A 17,599-nucleotide genomic window follows, 5' to 3' on the forward strand; every position below is an offset into this window, starting at 1 on the left:
ACCGGCATATGGCAGTGAACTGGGCCGACGACGCCCCTGCGACGGAAGCCGCCTGGCCGCGGCTGACTCCCGCGGAGCGTGCCTCGATCGATCAGCTGGACGCCGAACGCCTGGAGTGCGAACGTGCCGGCATGGCACCCCGGTTCGCCGAGGCCCTGATCGAGCCGAAGTACTCGGTCCGCAACCGGTTCCGGCTATGGGAGCACCTGATCCGGCGGCTGGAACAGGACCGCCTCGACGACGGCTACCTGATCGACCTCTACTTCAACGATCTGACCAGCCGTGACACCCTCGGAACGCTGCTGGACACACGTCCGGAGTTGGCGGCCGGCGAGTTGGGCTCGCTGCTGGCGGCGCTCGACCGCAGGTTCGAGGCGGCGACGGTTTTCGACAATGGCGCGGAGCGGCGGCGGTGGACCGCCCGTTTCGAGTCCGGACAGCTCAGCCCGCGCTGGTCCCGCCGCCCGCGCCGCCTGCCCTGGGAGCACTGAGCATGATGGGCGTGCTCACGTCCGGTTCACCCGCATCACGAACCGCGAGCCGTTGGGCAGATCCGCGATGCTCCTTGCCATCGACCGGTGCACGGACATCAGCTCGCTGATCGAGATCGGCCGACGGCTGGTGGCCGCCAGGTCCCGCCGGGCCTCGGCCGTGAACAGGAACGGGTACACGCTCAGACCCTGGTCCAGCCGTAGCGCACGAGCCTCCTCCTGCCAGCCGGGCCAGCGTACGTCGACATAGAAGCCGTCGAGCCGCCCGGACGCCAGCCAGGACAGCCACGTGCCGTACGGCATCCCGAGCGGCTGCCACTCCAGCGACTCCGGCGCGAAGTAGCACACCTCGCCGGGCTCCCCGGGCCGGCCCTCGGGCGGCACCGGGCCGTTGACCTCGTAGCGGCCACCGAGCACGTCATGCCCGACGGCGAAGCACACCGGAGCGTCCCGGGGCCCGCCGTCGAGGCCGTTGGCGTCGGCCAGGCTCGGCAGGCCCTCGGCCGGGTTCCCGCCGCCGTACAGCCGCAGCCAGCCGTGGTCGAGCACCAGGCCACCAGCGTGCAGCGCCATCGCGCCGAGGCGGGAGCGGGTGGTCACCTGCATCAGGCCCAGGGTCTCCCGGCCGTGCTCCGTGGGCAGGACACGCACGTCGACCGCGCCCGCAGTCAGCTCCGCGAGCAGTTTCGGCCAGGCGTCCTCGGCGGTGTTGATCAACTCGTCGACAGGTCGCATGGGCGGCATGGTGCCATGCCTGCCGCCGTCGCCGCATCCCGTCGGTGGCCCGGCCCGGCACCGCGCACATCCACCGCCGCACGATCGCACGCCAGGTCAGGGCACGGACGGCGTTAAGAAGGGCACCTTCTACAACGCGGAGCGTTAAGAAGGTGCCCTTCCTTGCCTTTACAGGTGGCCGACGCCGGCGTTGGCGGCGACCTTGGCGGGGACGGTGGTGGCGGGGTCGAGGGTGTAGCCGTAGAAGGTGCCGGGCTCGGTCACGGTGCCGTTGGCTTCGCAGGGGCCCGAGTTGGCGAACGCGTTGGCGCGCTGGACCAGGCGGCCCGGGGCGCTGTCGGCGTAACCGTTCGTCGAGTAGCACGGGAACGCCGTGTTCTCGAAGTAGTTGCCCTCCACGACCACGCCCGCGTTCTCCGTGGACGCGACGCCGTACAGGCCGACGTTGCGGTAGTGGTTGTTGTACACGTGCACCGGCTCGCCGAAGCGGACCCGCGGGTGCCGCTGGTTGGACCCGTCGAACAGGTTGTGGTGGTAGGTCACCTTCAGGTGCCCGATGTCGTCGGGGAACGTGTCGGAGTGCCCGAGCAGCATGGACTTGTCGGTGCCGTGGAAGACGTTCCAGGACACGGTGACGAAGTTCGACTGCCGCTTCACGTCCACCGAGCCGTCGTAGCCGGGCCAGAACTCGTTGTGGTCGATCCACACGTGGTGCGAGGCGTTGTGCACGCTGACCGAGTCGTCGGACGCGTCGCGGAAGGTGATGTTGCGGATGATCACGTTGTTGCCGGGCCGGGTGGTCGAGCCCATCTGCAGCCCGCCGCCGGTGATCTCCGCAGTCGAGCCGACGCCGATGATGCTCTTGTTCGCGACCACGGTGATCATGCCGCTGACCGTGATCCGGCCGGAGACCATGATGATGTACGGCTCCGCCCGTCCCGCGTAGTCGGCCAGTTGCGCCGCGCTGGTGACGGTGACGGTCTGCCCGCCCGCGCCGCCGTACGTGCCGTTCTGCCCGAGGGAGTTCACGGACGCGTAGCCGTCGGCCTGGCCGGGCGGGGTCGGTGGCAGCGGGCTCGGCGACGGCGAGGCCGGGGCCGACGGTGACGCGGGGGCCGAGGGCGACGGGTCGGGGCCGCTGCCCGTGACGACCTGGACGTCGTCGAAGGCGGCGCTGGCATACGAGCCGAGCAGCCCGATCCGCCCGGTGGCGAACGTGCCGTCGGTGGCGGTCACCAGCTGGCTGCCGTTGACGGAGCCGCGCAGCGTGCTCCCGGTGACCTGCAGCGCGAGGGTGTGCCACGCGCCTGGGGTGACCGTGGCGGCCGCCTGAGCGAGCACCGTCACGCCGCCGCCGCTGGTGCGGCGCAACTCGGCCCGGCCCGCGCCGACGAGCACGAGCGAGTAGAAGCTGGAGGTGCTCGACGCGCGGGCGGCGACGCCCGCCGCGCGGGTGCTGTTGCCGAAGGCGATCGGCTTGACCCGGGCCGAGACCGTGTAGTCGGTCCAGGTCGCGGTGCCGGACAGGGACTTCGCGTCGGCGCTGGTGCTGCTCTGGCGGTAGGCGCGCGAGCCGTCGGTGACCACCGACCAGCTGCCGCCCGAGCTGCTCCAGCCGGACGAGTTGCCGTCCTCGAAGTCGTCGCCGAACAGCGTGGCCGCGGACGCGGCGGTGGTGAGGCCGACCGCCAGGGCGAGGGCGGCGGCGATGGTGCCGGCGAGGAGCGCGGTGCGCCGGCGGTGCGGGATCGTCATCTTCTCCTCCGGATCGGGTGCGGATGCGGGCGGAACGCGAGCCGGAACGCGGCCGCCGGGGCGACCGGCCCGTGCGCGCACCGTGTCCGCGGCGGAGCACGTCAAGGGCGGTGCGGAGATGGGAAGGGCACCTTCTACAACGCGGAGCGTTGTGAAGGTGCCCTTCCTTTCATCAGATGCGGCCGGTGCCGGCGCCGGAGGTCACGATCGACTTGATCGAGGACGCCGTTTGGAGGGTGTAGGAGTAGGGGATGCTGTTGACGGAGCCGCCGCCGCTGGCGGGGCTGCCGGAGCCGACGAAGTAGTTGTTGCGCTGGACGATCGCGCCCACGGGAGAGTCGGCGTAACCGACGGCGGTCGGCTCGTCGACGTTCTCGAAGTAGTTGCCCTCGACGAGCACACCGGCACCGCAGGTGGAGGCGACGCCGTACTCGTTGCCGTTGTAGTAGTTGTTGTAGACGTGCACCGGGTTGCCGAAGCGCACGCGCGGGTGGCGGGTGCCGGAGCCGTCGAACCAGTTGTGGTGGTACGTGACGCGCAGGTGGCCGATGTCCTGGCTGCCGTTGTCGTCACTGTGGCCGAGCAGCATGCTCTTGTCGTGGTTGAAGATGCGGTTCCACGACACGGTGATGTAGTCCGAGCCTCGCTTGATGTCGATCGCGCCGTCGTAGCCGTTGCTCAGGCTGTTGTGGTCGATCCACACGTGGTGCGAGCTGGTCTCCACGTTGATCGCGTCGTCGTCCCAGTCCCGGAAGTTGATGTTCCGGATGATGACGTTGGAGACGTTGCTCAGGGTCAGGCCGCCGCCGACCAGGGTGGCGCCGGAGCCGACACCCAGGATCGTCTTGTTCGAGGCGACCTTGTTCATGCCGCTGATGTTGAACGTGCCGGAGAACGTGATGGTCTTCGTCCCGGACGAGTTGATCTCGCTGAGGAACTGGGACGCGCTGGTCACGTTGACCGTGCTGCCGCCCGATCCACCGCTGGTGGAGCCGTTCACCGTCGCCCAGCCGACCAGGCCGCCAGCCGGCGGCTGCGGGCTGCTCGGCGGTTGCGGGGACGGTGAGCTGGGCGGGGACGCCGACGACGACGGCTGCGGGCCGCCGGTGGTCGGGGCCGGGCCGGCCGAGTCGCTGACCACGACGTCGTCGAAGCGGGCCGTGGCGTACGACGTCACCAGCACGATCCGCCCCGCGCCGAACTGGCTGTTGCTGCCCGAGGCGACCTGCGTGCCGTTGACCCAGCCGGTCAGCGTGGACCCGCTGGCCGTGAGCTGCAGGGTGTACCAGGTGCCGGTGCTCACGGTCAGGTTCACGCCGCCGATGACGGTGACGCTGCTGCCGTTGACCGCCTGCAGCTCAGCTCGCCCGGAGTTGAGCAGGGCCAGCTGGTAGCGGGTCGACGAGCCGGTGGAGCGCGCGCCGAGCGCCGCGTAGCGGCCGGAGCCGGAGAAGCCGGTCGGCTTCACCCGGGCGGTGACGGTGTAGTTGGTCCACGAGGTGCTGCCGGCGAACTGGCGGGCCAGCTCACTGTCGACCTTGGCCTGCTGGAACGTGCCGGTGCCGTCGGTCACCACGGACCATTCGCCGCCGGACTTGGACCAGCCGGTGGCCGAGCCGCTGTTGAAGTTGTCGGAGAACAGCGTGGCGGCCATGGCGACGCCGCCGGTGAGGTTCAGCAGCATCGTCATCACGACGGCGAGTGCTGCGGTGGCGGCGGCGGTCACCAGACCGGCTCGCCTGGCGCGGTGCGCGCCCGGGCTGTGCGCGTGTCGCATGGAAGATCCTCCTCAGATCTTTCCGACGCCGGCGCCGGCCATCACGATGGCCTTGACGTCGGCGGGGTTGTCCAGCACGTAGCCGTAGTAGGCGCTGGGCTCCTCGACGGTGCCGGAGCAGTCGGGGGCGCCGGGCTCGTTGCCGGTGTAGACGTTGTTGCGAGCCACGCAGCGACCGCCCGGACCTGCGTAGCTGTTCGTGACGGGCTCCTCGACGCTTTCGAAGTAGTTGCCCTCGACCACGCAGCCCGCGTCGGTCTGGCAGGCCACGCCGACGTCGGTGTTGTGGAAGTAGTAGTTGTTGTAGATGTGCACCGGCTCGCCGTAGCGCACCCGCGGGTTGCGCTGCGGGGTCTCGTCGAACCAGTTGTGGTGGTAGCTGACCTTCAGCCGGCCGGTGTCCTGCAGATCGTCGGCGTCGTCGCGCCCCAGCAGCATGTTCTTGCTGTGGTCGTGGGTGTGGTTCCACGAGATGGTCACGTACGACGAACCGCGCTTGACGTCGATCAGACCGTCGTATCCCTGGGCGAGGTCGTTGTGGTCGAGCCAGATGTGGTGCGAGAACATCTGGACGTTGATCGAGTCGTCGCTGGCGTTGCGGAACAGCATGTTGCGGATGATCACGTTCTGCACCGCGTTCGCGGGCGGGGACGTGATCGCGTCGTCGATCGGCAGGCCGATGTTGAAGCCGCCGCCGGAGATCCCGGAGGTCGACCCGACGCCGATGATCGACTTGTGCGAGGTGACGTTGTACATGCCCGCCGGGACCGTGATCAGGCCCTTGACGCAGATGTTGAGCGGGCCGGTCTGCCCGATCGCGGCGATCAGCTCGGCGGCCGTGTCGACCTCGATGGTCGCGCCGCCCGCGCCGCCGGTGGTGCCGTTGCGGCCCCAGGCGTTCACGGCCGCGAAGCCGACCGGGCTGCCGCCGGTGTTGCAGGTGCCGGGCGGCGGCGGGGAGCTGCTCGGCGAGGGTGACGGCGGTTGTCCTGAACCGGACGGGCTGGGGTTGCTCGGACCGGCCGTGTCGGTGACGGTCACGTCGTCGAACGAGGCGCTGGCGTACGACGCCATCAGGCCGATCTTGCCGGAGGAGAACGAGCTGTCGGTGGCCGTGGCCACCTGCGTGCCGTTGACGAACGCGGTCAGCGACGAGCCGAACGCGTCCAGCCGCAGCGTGTACCAGGTGCCGGGCGACACCGCGACGGTCGCGGTGGCCAGCGTGGTGATCCCGCCGCCGGAGACGCGGCGCAGCTGCGCCGTGCCGGAGCCGGTCAGCACCAGCGAGTAGTAGTTGGACAGGCTCTGCAGGCGGGCGGCCACGCCGACCGAGCGGGTGCTGTTGCCGAAGGCGGTCGGCTTGACCCGGGCCGAGACCGACTGGGCGGTCCAGGTCGAGCCGGCCTGCGCCTTGGCGTCGGCACCGGTGCTGGTCTGCCGGTACGCCTGGCTGCCGTCGGCAACCACCGACCAGCTGCCACCGGACTTCGACCAGCCGGTCGAGTTGCCGTCCTCGAAGTCGTCCGAGAACAGCGTGGCCGCGTACGCGGTGCCGCCGAACCAGGTCGTCCCCAGGGCCAGGACGAGGGCGGTCAGCCCCGCGCCGAGTGCCGCGGCCACTCCGCGACGCCGTGGAGCCGCGCGTGTGAGCAAGGACATGAGCGGTACCTCCTTGGAGGAACCGCACCCGGTGGTCCGGCACGGGTGTGCCGGAGGGCGCCACCAGGGTGCGGGAGCTCTGTGCGCCGTCGGTTGAGCGGGACCGCCGGCTAACGGGGCCCGGCGGCCGGGCAGGGTCCGGCCGCCGGGCGCCGGGTCAGCGGGCGCCGAGCTTTCCGGCGCCGGAGAGCAGCGTGGCCAGCGGCACCGCCCAGCCGGGCAGCGGCTGGTACGCGCGCAGCGTCGGCGTCCAGCCGGCGTCCGCGCCGAAGTCCGGGTCGTTGACCGCGTTGTACGCCGCGAGCAGGTTCAGCGGCCCCGGGCGGCCGCTGCCGACCCGGCCGTAGCTGCCGCGCTCGGTGACGACGGTGCCCTTCCAGTCCTTCAGCACCCGGTCGGCGGTGATGCCGTCGGTCAGCGTGAAGTGGTTGTTCTCCAGGTACACCGCGGACTGGATGCCCAGGCCGACGCTGTAGTCGTAGAACTCGGCGATGCGGAACGTGTTGTTGTACACGTCGACCTGGCCGAAGCGGACGCGCGGCGCGCGCTGGCCGACCCCGTCGAACACGTTGTGCCGCAGGGTGACCCGCAGCTTGCCGACGTCCGGGCCGACGGTGTCCGAGGAGCCGATGAGCATCGTCTTGTCGTGGTCGGTGAACACGTTCGCCGACACGGTGACCAGGTCGGAGGTGTGCGTGATGTCGCACGCGCCGTCGTGCACCTGCCACGGCCGGCCGAAGTACACCGGTTGGTTCGAGTCCGGGTTGTCGCCGTCGCTGAAGGTGTTGTGGTCGATCCACACGTTCGTCGAGCGGCGCACCGAGACCAGGTCGTACTCGGAGTTCCAGTTGCCCTCGGCGCCGTCGGTGGGCCGCCAGCGCGGGAAGCAGTCGGCCGCGTCCTCGAAGTTCAGATTGCGGACGATCACGTTGTTGCCGCCGTCGATCATCAGCGTGAGGTGGCGCAGGGTGGCGTTTCCGAGACCGAGGATCGTGGTGTTCGGGCCGACCCGCAGCTCGGTGCGGGCCCGCTGGTTGGCCACCGAGCGCACCCGGGCCTGCTCGATCGGCCCGCTCGGGTCGGTGGCGCGGCCCCAGACCGCCGGGTCGTACGCGGCGAGGTAGCTCTCCAGCGTGTAACCCGGGTCGGCGAGGTCCGCGCAGGTCAGCGTGGCGCCGTCGGCGGTCTTCAGACCGTCGATGACACCCTCCACGAAGACGATCTTCGGGTCCGCGCCGGTCAGCGCCGCGGCCAGCTCGTCGCGGTTGCGCACCGTGAACACGTGCGCGTCGTCGGCGGCCGAGCCGCCCGTGGTGCCGGCGCCGGAGGCCGCCCAGCCGTCGTTGGCCGCGAGCGGCTGGCGGGCGAGCTGCTGCGCCCACCAGCCGGGGCCGCTGGGGTCACCGGTCGCCGCCGCGGGCGACGCGCCCGTCAGCAGCAACAGGACGCCGAGGGCGGATCCGGCGACGACCCGCCGGACCCGGCGACCGACCACATTGTCTTGCCTTCGCATCGCGCTCTCCATTATGTGTCCGACGTGTTACTTATCAGGCAACATAAGAAGAGACGACAGTGAAGTCAATGGATGGTGAATGCAGCTTTGTTGCAGCCTTTAAAGCACAGTTTTCCCTGTTCCAGCTACCGTCATAGCTGGATGCAGCGACTATTCAGATCGACCTTGCCACGTCTTTTCAATCGTTTGCAGTCCCGCCCGGAACAGTTGCATGCCACGGCGCGGAAAGCTCGTTCATCAGGGCCCCTTCGGCCGCGCAGCGGCGCAGCACGTCGTTCACCCCGACCAGCGTGCGGTGCCCGTCCTCGACGGCCAGCGCCTCCGGCGCGACCTGGTAGGACGGTTCCGCCGCGCGCAGCTGCTCGATGACCGTGGTGAACGAAGCCGTCCGGGCCAGCCCGGACAGCAGCGGTGTGCCCGACGCACGGAACGCCAACAGGTTCTCCAGCAGCGTCGACCGGCCTTCCACCAGCTCCGCCACCGGCTCGCCGGGCAGGCGCAGCCGGTCCTCGCGAAAGGTCAGCTCGGCGGTGCCGCGGTCGCCGTACACGGTGAGTTCGCCGTCGACGAAGTCCTCCCCCGCCAGCGTCACCGCGACCAGCACCCGCACCCCGCCCGTCAGCGTGACGCGCAGCGTGGCGGTGTCCTCGACCTCGATCGGGCGCACCTTCAGCCAGTCCACCTCGACCCGGATCACCGGCAGGTCCAGCACCGCCAGCGCCTGCATGACCGCGTGCGCGAACGGGTTGGCCAGCGCGCCGTCCAGCGACGGCCGGCCGTCCACGGTGCGCCGCCCGGACCAGGGCGAACGTGCCCAGTAGGCGTCGTCGCGCCGCCAGCAGCCGAGCACCGAGATCTGCCGTACCGTGCCCAGCTGGCCCGCCGCGACCGCCTCGCGCAGCCGGACCAGCGCCGGAGAGGCCAGCGACTGGAAGCCGACCTGCACCACTCGCCCGGTCGTGTCCTGCTCGGCCAGCAGCGCGTCGTGCTCAGCCCTGTCGAGCACGGGCGGCTTCTCCAGCAGCACGTCCGCGCCGGCGCGCAGCGCGTCGCGGGTCAGCGCCAGGTGGGTGTGCGGCGGCGTGCACACGATGACCACCTCGGGCTTGGTCTCGGCGAGCAGCGCCAGATGGTCGGTGTAGACCGGCACGCCCTCCGGCGGGTCCACCACCGGCCGCGTGTCGGCGAGCGCCACCAGCCGGACCAGCCCCCGCCGCTCCTGCTCGGCAAGCTGCTCCCGATGATGCAGCCCATGCCCATTAGCCCCCACCAACGCCACCGACGTGACCGTCATGCCACCCTCCTCAGCGACGATCTTGCGTGGGTGTCCCCCACGACACGGGCCTTTCGGGCGGCACGGGGGCCATTCGCGCAAGATCGTCGCGGCGAGGGCATCAGCGCACCGCCGTCCGGACCAGGTCGGCGGCACCGTGGGTGGCAAGGGCTTTGCGCCATGCTTCGATCATCCGGCGGTGCGCCGGGTCGGGCACTTCGAGCACGCCGCCGGGGCCGAACAGGGCCTCGGTGCTCAGATCGGCGCGGACCTCGGCGGCCCGCGGGTCGTCCAGCGGCAGCGCCCGGCCCGCGTCGTCGGCGCCCTCGGCGAACCGGGCCCAGGCCGCCAGGATCAGCGTGGCCAGGGTCGGCTCGGCGACCGTGTTCAGCACCGACAGCGCTCGCTGGGGCAGCTTCTGCGTGCCGTCCATCGCCACCTGCAGGCAGCGGTGCCCGAGCCGGGCGTTGGCGAACCGCTCCAGCGCCGCGTCGCCGTACCCCGCGACGGTGACCCCGTCCGGCGGCGTCATCGATGCCGCGACCTCGGTGGCGATGTAACGGCGCAGCAGGTCGGTCATGCCGGGCAGGGCGATGGCGTCGGCGATGCTCTCGCAGCCCGCCAGCGCGCCCAGGTAGGCCAGCGCGCTGTGCACGCCGTTGAGGGCGCGCAGTTTGAGGTGCTCCCACGGGGTGACGTCGTCGGTGAGCACCGCGCCCCCCGCCGCCCAGTCGGGGTGCGCTCCGGCGAAGGAGTCCTCGATCACCCACTGACGGAACGGCTCCCCGGCGACCGCGGCCAGGTCGCGGGCCCCGAGGCAGCGTTCCGCGGCCGCCAGGGTGGCGGCGGTGGTGGCGGGCACGATCCGGTCCACCATGCTCGACGGGCAGCGCACCGAGCTGTCGAACCACTCGCGCTGCGCGTCGGGGATCATCCCCGCCAGCAGTTTGCCGAGCACGACGCCGTTCGACGGCAGGTTGTCGCAGCTGAGCACGGTAATCGGGCCGCTGTCCGCGCGGGCGCGGGCGACCAGTCCGTCGATCAGCAGGCGCGGCACCGCCGCGTCGGGGGCGTACGCCTTCTCGGTCACGGTCAGCGTCACCACCCTGATCGCCGGGTCGGCCAGCAGCGCCACCACGGCCGCCGGATCGCTCGCGGCGTGCACCGTGTCGTTGAGCGCGCCCAGCACCCGGGTGCGCTCGGCCGACGCGTCGAGCGTCACCACGCTGTAGAGGTGGTCCTGCGCCCGCAGCGCCTCCAGCACGTCCCGCGAGCGCGGCGCGACCGCCACGATGCCCCAGTCGCCGCCGCGCGCGGCCATCGCCGCCTCGATGTAGACGGCCTGGTGGGCCCGGAAGAACGCGCCCAGGCCCAGGTGCAGCACGCCGGCCTTCGCCTCGCCGGGCCGCACGGCCGGACGGCTCTCCGCGGGCAGCCGCGACAGCGTCGCCCGGCCGAGCCGGGTCGCGGGGACCGTCATCGCCATGTCGGGCCGTCCGGGAACGAGAACTCGGCGATCGACTCCGGCTTGAAGGTGACCGAGTAGCCGGGCTTGCTCGGCAGCCGGTAACGGCCGTCGACCACGGTGATCGGGTCCTCGAAGTGCTCGTGCAGGTGCGCGACGTACTCCACCATGCGGCCGTCGAGGGAGCGGCCCAGCCGCAGGTAGTCGAAGACCGACAGGTGCTGCACGTACTCGCACAGCCCGACTCCGCCCGCGTGCGGGCATACCGGCACGCCGAACTTCGCGGCCATCAGCAGGATCGACAGCACCTCGTTGACGCCGCCGACGCGGCACGCGTCGATCTGGCACACCTGGATCGCGTCGGCCTGCATGAGCTGTTTGAAGATGACCCGGTTCGCGGCGACCTCGCCGGTCGCGACCCGGATGGGCCGCACCGAGCGGGCCACGGCCGCGTGGCCGAGCACGTCGTCGGCGTGCGTGGGCTCCTCGATCCAGTACGGGTTCACCTCGGCCAGCACCGCCATGTTGGCGATCGCCTCGTCCACGTCCCAGACCTGGTTCGCGTCCATCATCAGCAGCGCGTCCGGGCCGATCTCCTCGCGGATCAGCCGGGCGCGGCGCAGGTCGTCCTCGATCGGCCCGCCGACCTTCATCTTCATCGCCCGCCAGCCCTGGGCGTACGCCGCCTTCGTCAGCTCGCGCACCTGTTCGTCGGGGTAGCCCAGCCAGCCCACCGACGTGGTGTACGACGGGAAGCCGTCGCGCTCCAGCACGGCCAGCCGCTCGGCGTACCCGTCGTCCACGCGCAGCAGCTCCAGCGCCTCCTCACGGGTGATCGCGTCGGTGATGTGGTGGAAGTCGACGCTGTTCACCAGCTCCTCGGCCGGCATCTCGGCCAGCAGCCGCCACATCGGCTTGCCCTCGGCCTTGGCGCGCAGATCCCACACCGCGTTGACCAGCGCGCCGGTCGCCATGTGGATGACGCCCTTCTCCGGGCCCAGCCAGCGCAGCTGCACGTCGGCGCTCAGCGAGCGCCAGAACGCCACCGGGTCGGCGAAGATCTCCTCCAGCGTGCGCCCGACGACGTGGTGCGATAGGGCCTCGATCGCCGCGCAGGCGATCTCGTTGCCGCGCCCGTTGGTGAAGGTGAAGCCCGCGCCGAACAGGCCGGACTCGGTGTGCAGCTCGACGTACGCGGCGCTGTAGTCCCCGCGGTTGATCGCGTCCGAGCCGTCGCCCTTCGCGGCGGTCGGGAAGCGTACGTCGTGCACCTTGGCGTCGATGATTTTCATGACTGTCCTACTCGGAAGATCTTCTTGGGCAGGTGGTATGCCAGGTCGGCGATGGTCTCGGCGGCCTCGTCGAGGCCCAGGCGGTGCTCGGCGACCAGGCGGGCGAGGAAGCCCGCGTCCACGCGCCGGGCCACGTCGTGGCGCACCGGGATGGAGCAGTACGCGCGGGTGTCGTCGACGAACCCGGCCGTGTTGTAGAAGCCCGCGGTCTCGGTGACCGCCTCCCGCCAGCGGCGCAGCGCCTCGGGCGCGTCGAGGAACCACCACGGCGCGCCGACGAACATCGCCGGGTAGCCGCCGGCCAGCGGGGCCAGCTCGCGGGTGAAGGTGTACTCGTCCAGGGTGTAGACGACGACCCGGAACCGCGGGTCGTGCCCGAACTCGTCCAGCAGCGGCCGCAGCGCGTTGGTGTACTCGGTGGCCACCGGGATGTCGCCGCCGACGTCGCGCCCGTGCGTGCGGAACAGCGCCGCGTTGTGGTTGCGGGACGAGCCCGGGTGCAGCTGCATGACCAGCCCGTCGTCCACCGACATTCGGGCGAACTCGATCAGCATGTGCGCCCGGAACGCCTCCGCCTCGGCCGGCGTGGCGGGCGGGCCGGGGATGATCGGCGTGCCGTCGGGCGTCGCCGCCAGCCCGTCGTGCAGTGCGCGCTCGAACAGCAACTTGGCCTCGTCGGCGGTCAGGCCGCCGGTGGCCGCCGTCGGGTGCCCGTGGTCGGAGCAGGTCGCGCCTGCGGCGATGAAGTCCAGCCGCCGCTGCGCCAGCGCGGCCAGGAAACCCTCGTAGGTCGTGGTGTCCAGGCCGGTGATCTCGCCGAGCTTGGCCACCCGTGCGGCCCAGCCGGGCCAGTCCATGTCGACCAGGTCGTCCGGGCGGTACGTGGTGATCACCCGCCCGCTGGGGCCGCCCCAGCCGTCCGCGGCCAGCTTGGCGTGGCGGGACAGGTCGTCCAGCGGCGACTCGGTGGTGGCCAGCACCTCCAGGTTGAACTTGCCGAACAGCGCCCGGGGCCGGTATTCCGGCTGCTCCAGGCGCGCGGCCAGTTCGTCGTACACCCGGTCGGCGGTCTGCGGCCCGAACGGGGTCTCGATGTCGAACACCGTCTTGAACGTCTGCTCCAGCCACAGCCGCGACGGCGTACCCCGGAACAGGTGCCAGTGCTGCGCGAAGGTGCGCCAGACGACCCGCGGGTCGGTCTCGGTCGGGCCGCCGTCGACGCGTGGCACGCCCAGCCGGTCGGGTGTCACACCCTGGCTGAGCAGCATGCGCGTCACGTAGTGGTCGGGCACGATGATGAGCCGGGCCGGGTCCGGGAACGGCGCGTCCTCGGCCAGGATGCCGGGGTCGACGTGGCCGTGCGGGCTGATCAGCGGCAGGTTCCGCGCATGCGTGTAGAGCTCCCGGGCGATCGCCCGGGTGCGCGCCTCCGCCGGGAACAGCAGGTCGTCCACGTGGTCACTCCCATTCCGAGATGTCGAGCAGTTCCGCCACGTCCACGCAGCGCCCGGAGGCGATCGACGCGTTCGCGGCCAGGCCGGTCAGCAGCGAGCGCGCGCCGTCGAGCGCCGTCGCCGACCGGTGCAGCGGGTCGGCGTCGCCGCCGAAGAGCACCCCGGTCATGCGCACGTCCGCGCCGCCGTGGCCCTGCCGGTCGTACGCCGCCACCGGCACCTCTACCGGCGGCTCCCAGTAGCGGCGCAGCCGCAGCGAAACGCTGCCGGACTCGGCGGCCGCCTCGACGCCGTGCAGCGCGGCCGAGTGGCCCTTGACCGCGCCGGCCACCCCAGGCGCGACGTGGTCGGACTCGACGATGTCCAGCTCCAGGCGGCCCCGGCTGCCGTTGAAGGCGATCCGGTAACCCTCCCAGGGCGAGTACGCGGTGAGGTGGTACGACATGGTCGCGCCGCTGGCGTAGCGGACCAGGACCGCCATGTCGTCCTCGATGTCGGTGCCGGGGGCGAACACGTTCACGTCGCGGTGATACCCGTCGTGGGACTCGGCATCGAGGTAGAGCTCGGCCAGGTTCGGGTTGTCGGCCAGGTGCAGCGCGAACGGGTCGCCCTGGGCGGCCGGCGCGCCGTGGGCGCGGGTGTAGTCGCGGGCGTAGCCGTGGCGGGCGCCGTTCTCGCCGTACAGGAACAGCCGGCCCTCTGCGGTGACCCGCACCGGGGTGCTGTTCAGCCACCAGTTGACCAGGTCGAAGTGGTGGGTGGCCTTGTGCACCAGCAGGCCGCCGGAGTTGGCCCGGTCGCGGTGCCAGCGGCGGAAGTAGTCCGCGCCGTGGCGCACGTCAAGCAGCCACTCGAAGTGCACCGAGCCGATCTCACCGATCGCACCCTCGGCCAATAGCGTCTTGACCTGCTCGTGCACCGGGTGGAAGCGGTAGTTGAAGGCGACCCCGACCTTGCCGTCGTTGCGCTGCACCGCCTCCAGGATGCGCCGGCACTTCGGCACGTCCACGGTCATCGGCTTCTCGGTCACCACCGCGCACCCGGCGTCGAGCGCCGCGACGATGTACTCGTCGTGCGTGGCGTCGACGCTGCACACGACCAGGGTGTCGACGCGCTCCTTGGCCAGCATCGCCGGCACGTCGCCGGCGTCGTAGGCCACGGCGGGCGGAGCGCCCGCCGCCTGCAGGCGGCGCTGCTGGGCGGCGATCCGGGCGGGGTTGACGTCGGCGAGTGCGACGAGTTCGCCATGCCTGGTCAGGGCCTGGGCGAACATCTGCGCTCGAGCCCCGGTCCCCACGATCGCGTACCGCGTGGTCATCCGGCCTCCTGGGCCTCATGCGACTACAAACGTTTGCAGCAGAACTAACCATCGCGGTCCTATCGCGTCAATGGCTGGCCCAGAATCCGCCTTGATTGTCCCGAATTTTCCGGATGGCGACACCACCAAGGTCCACTGTCGAAACCAGATCGACATCTTCGACCGTTGACACGGTCGCAACCGTTTGCATTAATGGGTCACCACCGTGATAGCCAACACAGGATTGCGTGTACACAAAGGAGTGCAGGTGCCGGCCACTATCCGCGATGTCGCCAAGGCCAGTGGCGTGCACGTCTCCACCGTGTCCCGCGCGTTCAGCGCACCGCAGTTGGTGAACGCCGAGACCCGGGCACACGTGCTCGCCGCGGCGGAAGAGCTGGGCTACCGGCCCAACCGCGCCGCCCGCGCGCTGATCACCGGGCGCACGCACAACATCGGGCTGATCGTGGCGGACATCGCCAACCCGTTCTTCCCGCCGCTCATCAAGGCGGCGGAAAGCCACGCCCGCGGCCGCGACTACCACGTCTTCGTCGCCGACACCAATGAGGACGCCGGTGTCGAGGAGGAGCTGGTGCTCGCCCTGGCCAAGCAGGTGGACGGGGTGCTGCTGTGCAGCCCCCGCATGAGCAACACGCAGATCGAGCAGCTGTCCCGCGAGGTCCCGCTGGTCGTGGTCAACAGGCCGGTCCCCGGCCTGCCCGCGGTCGTGATGGACGTCGCGCAGGGCGCCCGGCTCGCGGTCGAGCACCTGGTGAGCCTCGGCCACCGTGAGATCGCCCTGCTGGGCGGCCCGCGCGGGTCCTGGACCAACCGCGAGATCCGCCGCGCGGCCACGCTGGCCGCCCGCATCGCGGGAGCCGAGCTGGTGGTCCTCGGACCCAACGCGCCCACCGAGGAGAGCGGATCGGCCCAGGCCGAGGCCGTGCTGCGGGCCGGCGTCAGCGCCGTGCTCGCCTACAACGACCTCATGGCCGTCGGCCTGATCGACGCACTCGACCACCGCGGGGTCAAGGTGCCGGATCAGATCAGCGTCGTCGGGATAGACGACACCGCGCTGAGCCGCCGCACCCGCCCCATGTTGACGACGGTGGCCACCCCCACGGCGGCCGCCGGACGGGCAGCCGTCGACATGCTGCTCCAGCATGGCGACGACCGCCGCACCACCGCACTGGTAACGCTCCAGACCGAGTTGGTCATCCGCGACTCGTCAGGCCCGGGCCCGCATCGCACTGCGGGCCCGGGCAGGCGGCAGCAACCGCCCGTTGACGGTGTCGCTTCCGAGAGCAGGGAGTGAAAGCTATGCACCCAGCGACACCTGCGCCGGCCGACGAGCCGACGCAGCACAACGGTAGCCTGCCGGCGGGCGGTTGGAATCGCCGCCATCTGCTGCGCATGCTCGCCGGAACGGCCATCGCCGTTCCCGTCGGCGGCCTGCTGGCCGCCTGCGGCGGCGAGGAGGAGCCGGCGGCGCTCGACCCGAACGCCAAGTACACCGTCTCCTTCTTCTGGTGGGGCGGCGAGGCCCGCGCCAAGCTGACCGAGGAGGCGCTGAAGCTCTACACGAGCAAGCACCCCAACGTCACGATCACGCCCACCTGGCAGGCGTTCACCGGCTACTACGACAAGCTGGCCACGATCTCCGCCGGCGGCAACGCGCCCGACATCTTCCAGATCGACGACAACGGCCTGGCCGAGTACGCCGGCCGCAACGTCACCCTGGACCTGTCCAAGTACACGGCGAACAAGAAGATCGACGTCTCCAAGCACCCCGAGAGCCTCACCAAGTACGGGCAGCTCGGCGGCAAGCAGGTGGCCATCGCCACCGGCGAGAACACCCCGGCGATCATCTACGACAAGACGAAGCTGACCGAGCTGGGCATCGAGGTCCCGCAGATCGGCTGGACGTACGACCAGATCATCACCTGGGGCGCCGGCGTCACCACCAAGGCGGGCGGCAAGTACTGGGGCCTGATGGACCCGAGCTCGGACTACAAGGCGCTGTGGCTGTGGCTGCGCGCCCAGGGCAAGGAGTTCTACGACGGCCCCAAGATCGCCTTCAGCGAGGCGGACCTGGTCGCGTGGTTCCAGCTGTGGGTGGACGCCCGGACCAAGGGCGCGACCCCGCCCGCCGACATCTGCCACGAGGCCGTCACCGGCAGCGTCGCGACGCAGCTCGTGGTCACCAAGAAGGCCGCCGTGTCCTTCATGTGGTCCAACCAGCTCTCCGAGATGCAGAAGGCCACGAAGAACGACCTGGGCATGACCGCATACCCGGGCGACCCGAAGGGCCAGTGGGCCCGCGCGTCGACGTACTGGGCGGCCTCGCGCACCACCAAGGCGCCCGACGTGGTGGCCGACATCATCAACTTCCTGGTCAACGACGTGGAGGCCGGCAAGATCCTGGGCGTGGACCGGGGCCTGCCGAACAACCTCGACGTGCGCAAGGCCGTCTCCGACGCGCTGACCGACCAGAAGATGAAGGACACCGTCACCTTCGAGAACGAGATCACGCCGAAGTTCGGCCCGGCCCCCGCGCCGCCGCCGAAGGGCCACAGCGGCCTGCGCAACACGCTGCGCGACATCGCCGAGACGGTGTCGTACGGCAAGGCCACGCCCGAGGCCGCGGCCAAGCAGTTCTTCACCGAGGCAGCCGCCGCTCTGGCGTGACCTGACGCTGGTGGGACTCCCCCGGCGGCCCGCGGTACAGGCGGGCCGCCGGACCACCGCCAGCGGACACGGGCCCGGCCCGGCCGATCGGCGGCCCGGGCCGGGCCCGTTCCATTTCGCCGTTCATCGTTCTCGTTCCTGGAAGGGGACCGCGCGTGGCACTCACCACGGCCTCCCGACCGGCCCTCCCGGTCCCGGCG

13 protein-coding genes are annotated in these 17,599 nt (G+C 71.0%); 3 read left to right on the top strand and 10 right to left on the bottom strand.

Features of this window, described 5'->3' with window-relative positions:
* The first annotated feature begins 8 nt into the window (after positions 1 to 8).
* A complete protein-coding gene (locus AB0B66_RS01865; RefSeq protein WP_360521289.1) occupies positions 9 to 491 on the top strand; it encodes a hypothetical protein in 483 nt (160 codons plus the stop codon).
* Between the two features lie 15 nt (positions 492 to 506).
* On the opposite strand, the gene AB0B66_RS01870 is transcribed toward AB0B66_RS01865, so the two are convergent.
* The 10 genes from AB0B66_RS01870 to AB0B66_RS01915 form a co-directional block, all read right to left on the bottom strand.
* Complete coding sequence (locus AB0B66_RS01870; protein ID WP_360521292.1) at positions 507 to 1,226, bottom strand: DUF2625 family protein; 720 nt, start codon at positions 1,224 to 1,226, stop codon at positions 507 to 509.
* 168 nt (positions 1,227 to 1,394) lie between these two features.
* Positions 1,395 to 2,981 carry a family 16 glycoside hydrolase gene (locus tag AB0B66_RS01875; RefSeq protein ID WP_360521295.1) on the bottom strand — a complete coding sequence of 529 codons (1,587 nt, stop codon included), beginning with the start codon at positions 2,979 to 2,981 and terminating at the stop codon, positions 1,395 to 1,397.
* A gap of 172 nt (positions 2,982 to 3,153) precedes the next feature.
* Positions 3,154 to 4,758: a family 16 glycoside hydrolase gene (locus tag AB0B66_RS01880; RefSeq protein ID WP_360521298.1), complete on the bottom strand. Its 1,605-nt coding sequence runs from the start codon at positions 4,756 to 4,758 to the stop codon at positions 3,154 to 3,156.
* Positions 4,759 to 4,770: 12 nt separating this feature from the next.
* Complete coding sequence (locus AB0B66_RS01885; protein WP_360521301.1) at positions 4,771 to 6,417, bottom strand: family 16 glycoside hydrolase; 1,647 nt, start codon at positions 6,415 to 6,417, stop codon at positions 4,771 to 4,773.
* A 157-nt stretch (positions 6,418 to 6,574) separates the two neighbouring features.
* Complete coding sequence (locus AB0B66_RS01890; RefSeq protein ID WP_360521304.1) at positions 6,575 to 7,930, bottom strand: pectate lyase; 1,356 nt, start codon at positions 7,928 to 7,930, stop codon at positions 6,575 to 6,577.
* Positions 7,931 to 8,108: 178 nt separating this feature from the next.
* Positions 8,109 to 9,224: a Gfo/Idh/MocA family oxidoreductase gene (locus AB0B66_RS01895; RefSeq protein ID WP_360521307.1), complete on the bottom strand. Its 1,116-nt coding sequence runs from the start codon at positions 9,222 to 9,224 to the stop codon at positions 8,109 to 8,111.
* 100 nt (positions 9,225 to 9,324) lie between these two features.
* Positions 9,325 to 10,689 carry a mannitol dehydrogenase family protein gene (locus AB0B66_RS01900; protein WP_360521310.1) on the bottom strand — a complete coding sequence of 455 codons (1,365 nt, stop codon included), beginning with the start codon at positions 10,687 to 10,689 and terminating at the stop codon, positions 9,325 to 9,327.
* The gene (locus AB0B66_RS01905; RefSeq protein WP_360521313.1) at positions 10,680 to 11,960 is read right to left on the bottom strand and encodes an enolase C-terminal domain-like protein; all 1,281 of its coding nucleotides are present in this window, start codon (positions 11,958 to 11,960) and stop codon (positions 10,680 to 10,682) included. The genes AB0B66_RS01900 and AB0B66_RS01905 overlap by 10 nt, the downstream gene beginning before the upstream one ends.
* Positions 11,957 to 13,414 carry a glucuronate isomerase gene (gene uxaC, locus AB0B66_RS01910; RefSeq protein ID WP_360521316.1) on the bottom strand — a complete coding sequence of 486 codons (1,458 nt, stop codon included), beginning with the start codon at positions 13,412 to 13,414 and terminating at the stop codon, positions 11,957 to 11,959. The genes AB0B66_RS01905 and uxaC overlap by 4 nt, the downstream gene beginning before the upstream one ends.
* Before the next feature lie 4 nt (positions 13,415 to 13,418).
* Positions 13,419 to 14,732, bottom strand: coding sequence for a Gfo/Idh/MocA family oxidoreductase (locus AB0B66_RS01915; protein ID WP_360521319.1), 1,314 nt, complete (start codon positions 14,730 to 14,732; stop codon positions 13,419 to 13,421).
* A 247-nt stretch (positions 14,733 to 14,979) separates the two neighbouring features.
* Between AB0B66_RS01915 and AB0B66_RS01920 the strand changes: the two genes are divergently transcribed.
* Together AB0B66_RS01920 and AB0B66_RS01925 are read left to right on the top strand one after the other, a co-directional pair.
* Positions 14,980 to 16,026 carry a LacI family DNA-binding transcriptional regulator gene (locus AB0B66_RS01920; RefSeq protein WP_360521322.1) on the top strand — a complete coding sequence of 349 codons (1,047 nt, stop codon included), beginning with the start codon at positions 14,980 to 14,982 and terminating at the stop codon, positions 16,024 to 16,026.
* A 5-nt stretch (positions 16,027 to 16,031) separates the two neighbouring features.
* The gene (locus AB0B66_RS01925) at positions 16,032 to 17,399 is read left to right on the top strand and encodes an ABC transporter substrate-binding protein (RefSeq protein ID WP_360521325.1); all 1,368 of its coding nucleotides are present in this window, start codon (positions 16,032 to 16,034) and stop codon (positions 17,397 to 17,399) included.
* Positions 17,400 to 17,599 lie beyond the last annotated feature (200 nt).

The sequence above is a fragment of the Catellatospora sp. NPDC049111 genome, assembly GCF_040648615.1.
In the GTDB taxonomy this organism is placed as follows: domain Bacteria; phylum Actinomycetota; class Actinomycetes; order Mycobacteriales; family Micromonosporaceae; genus Catellatospora; species Catellatospora aurea.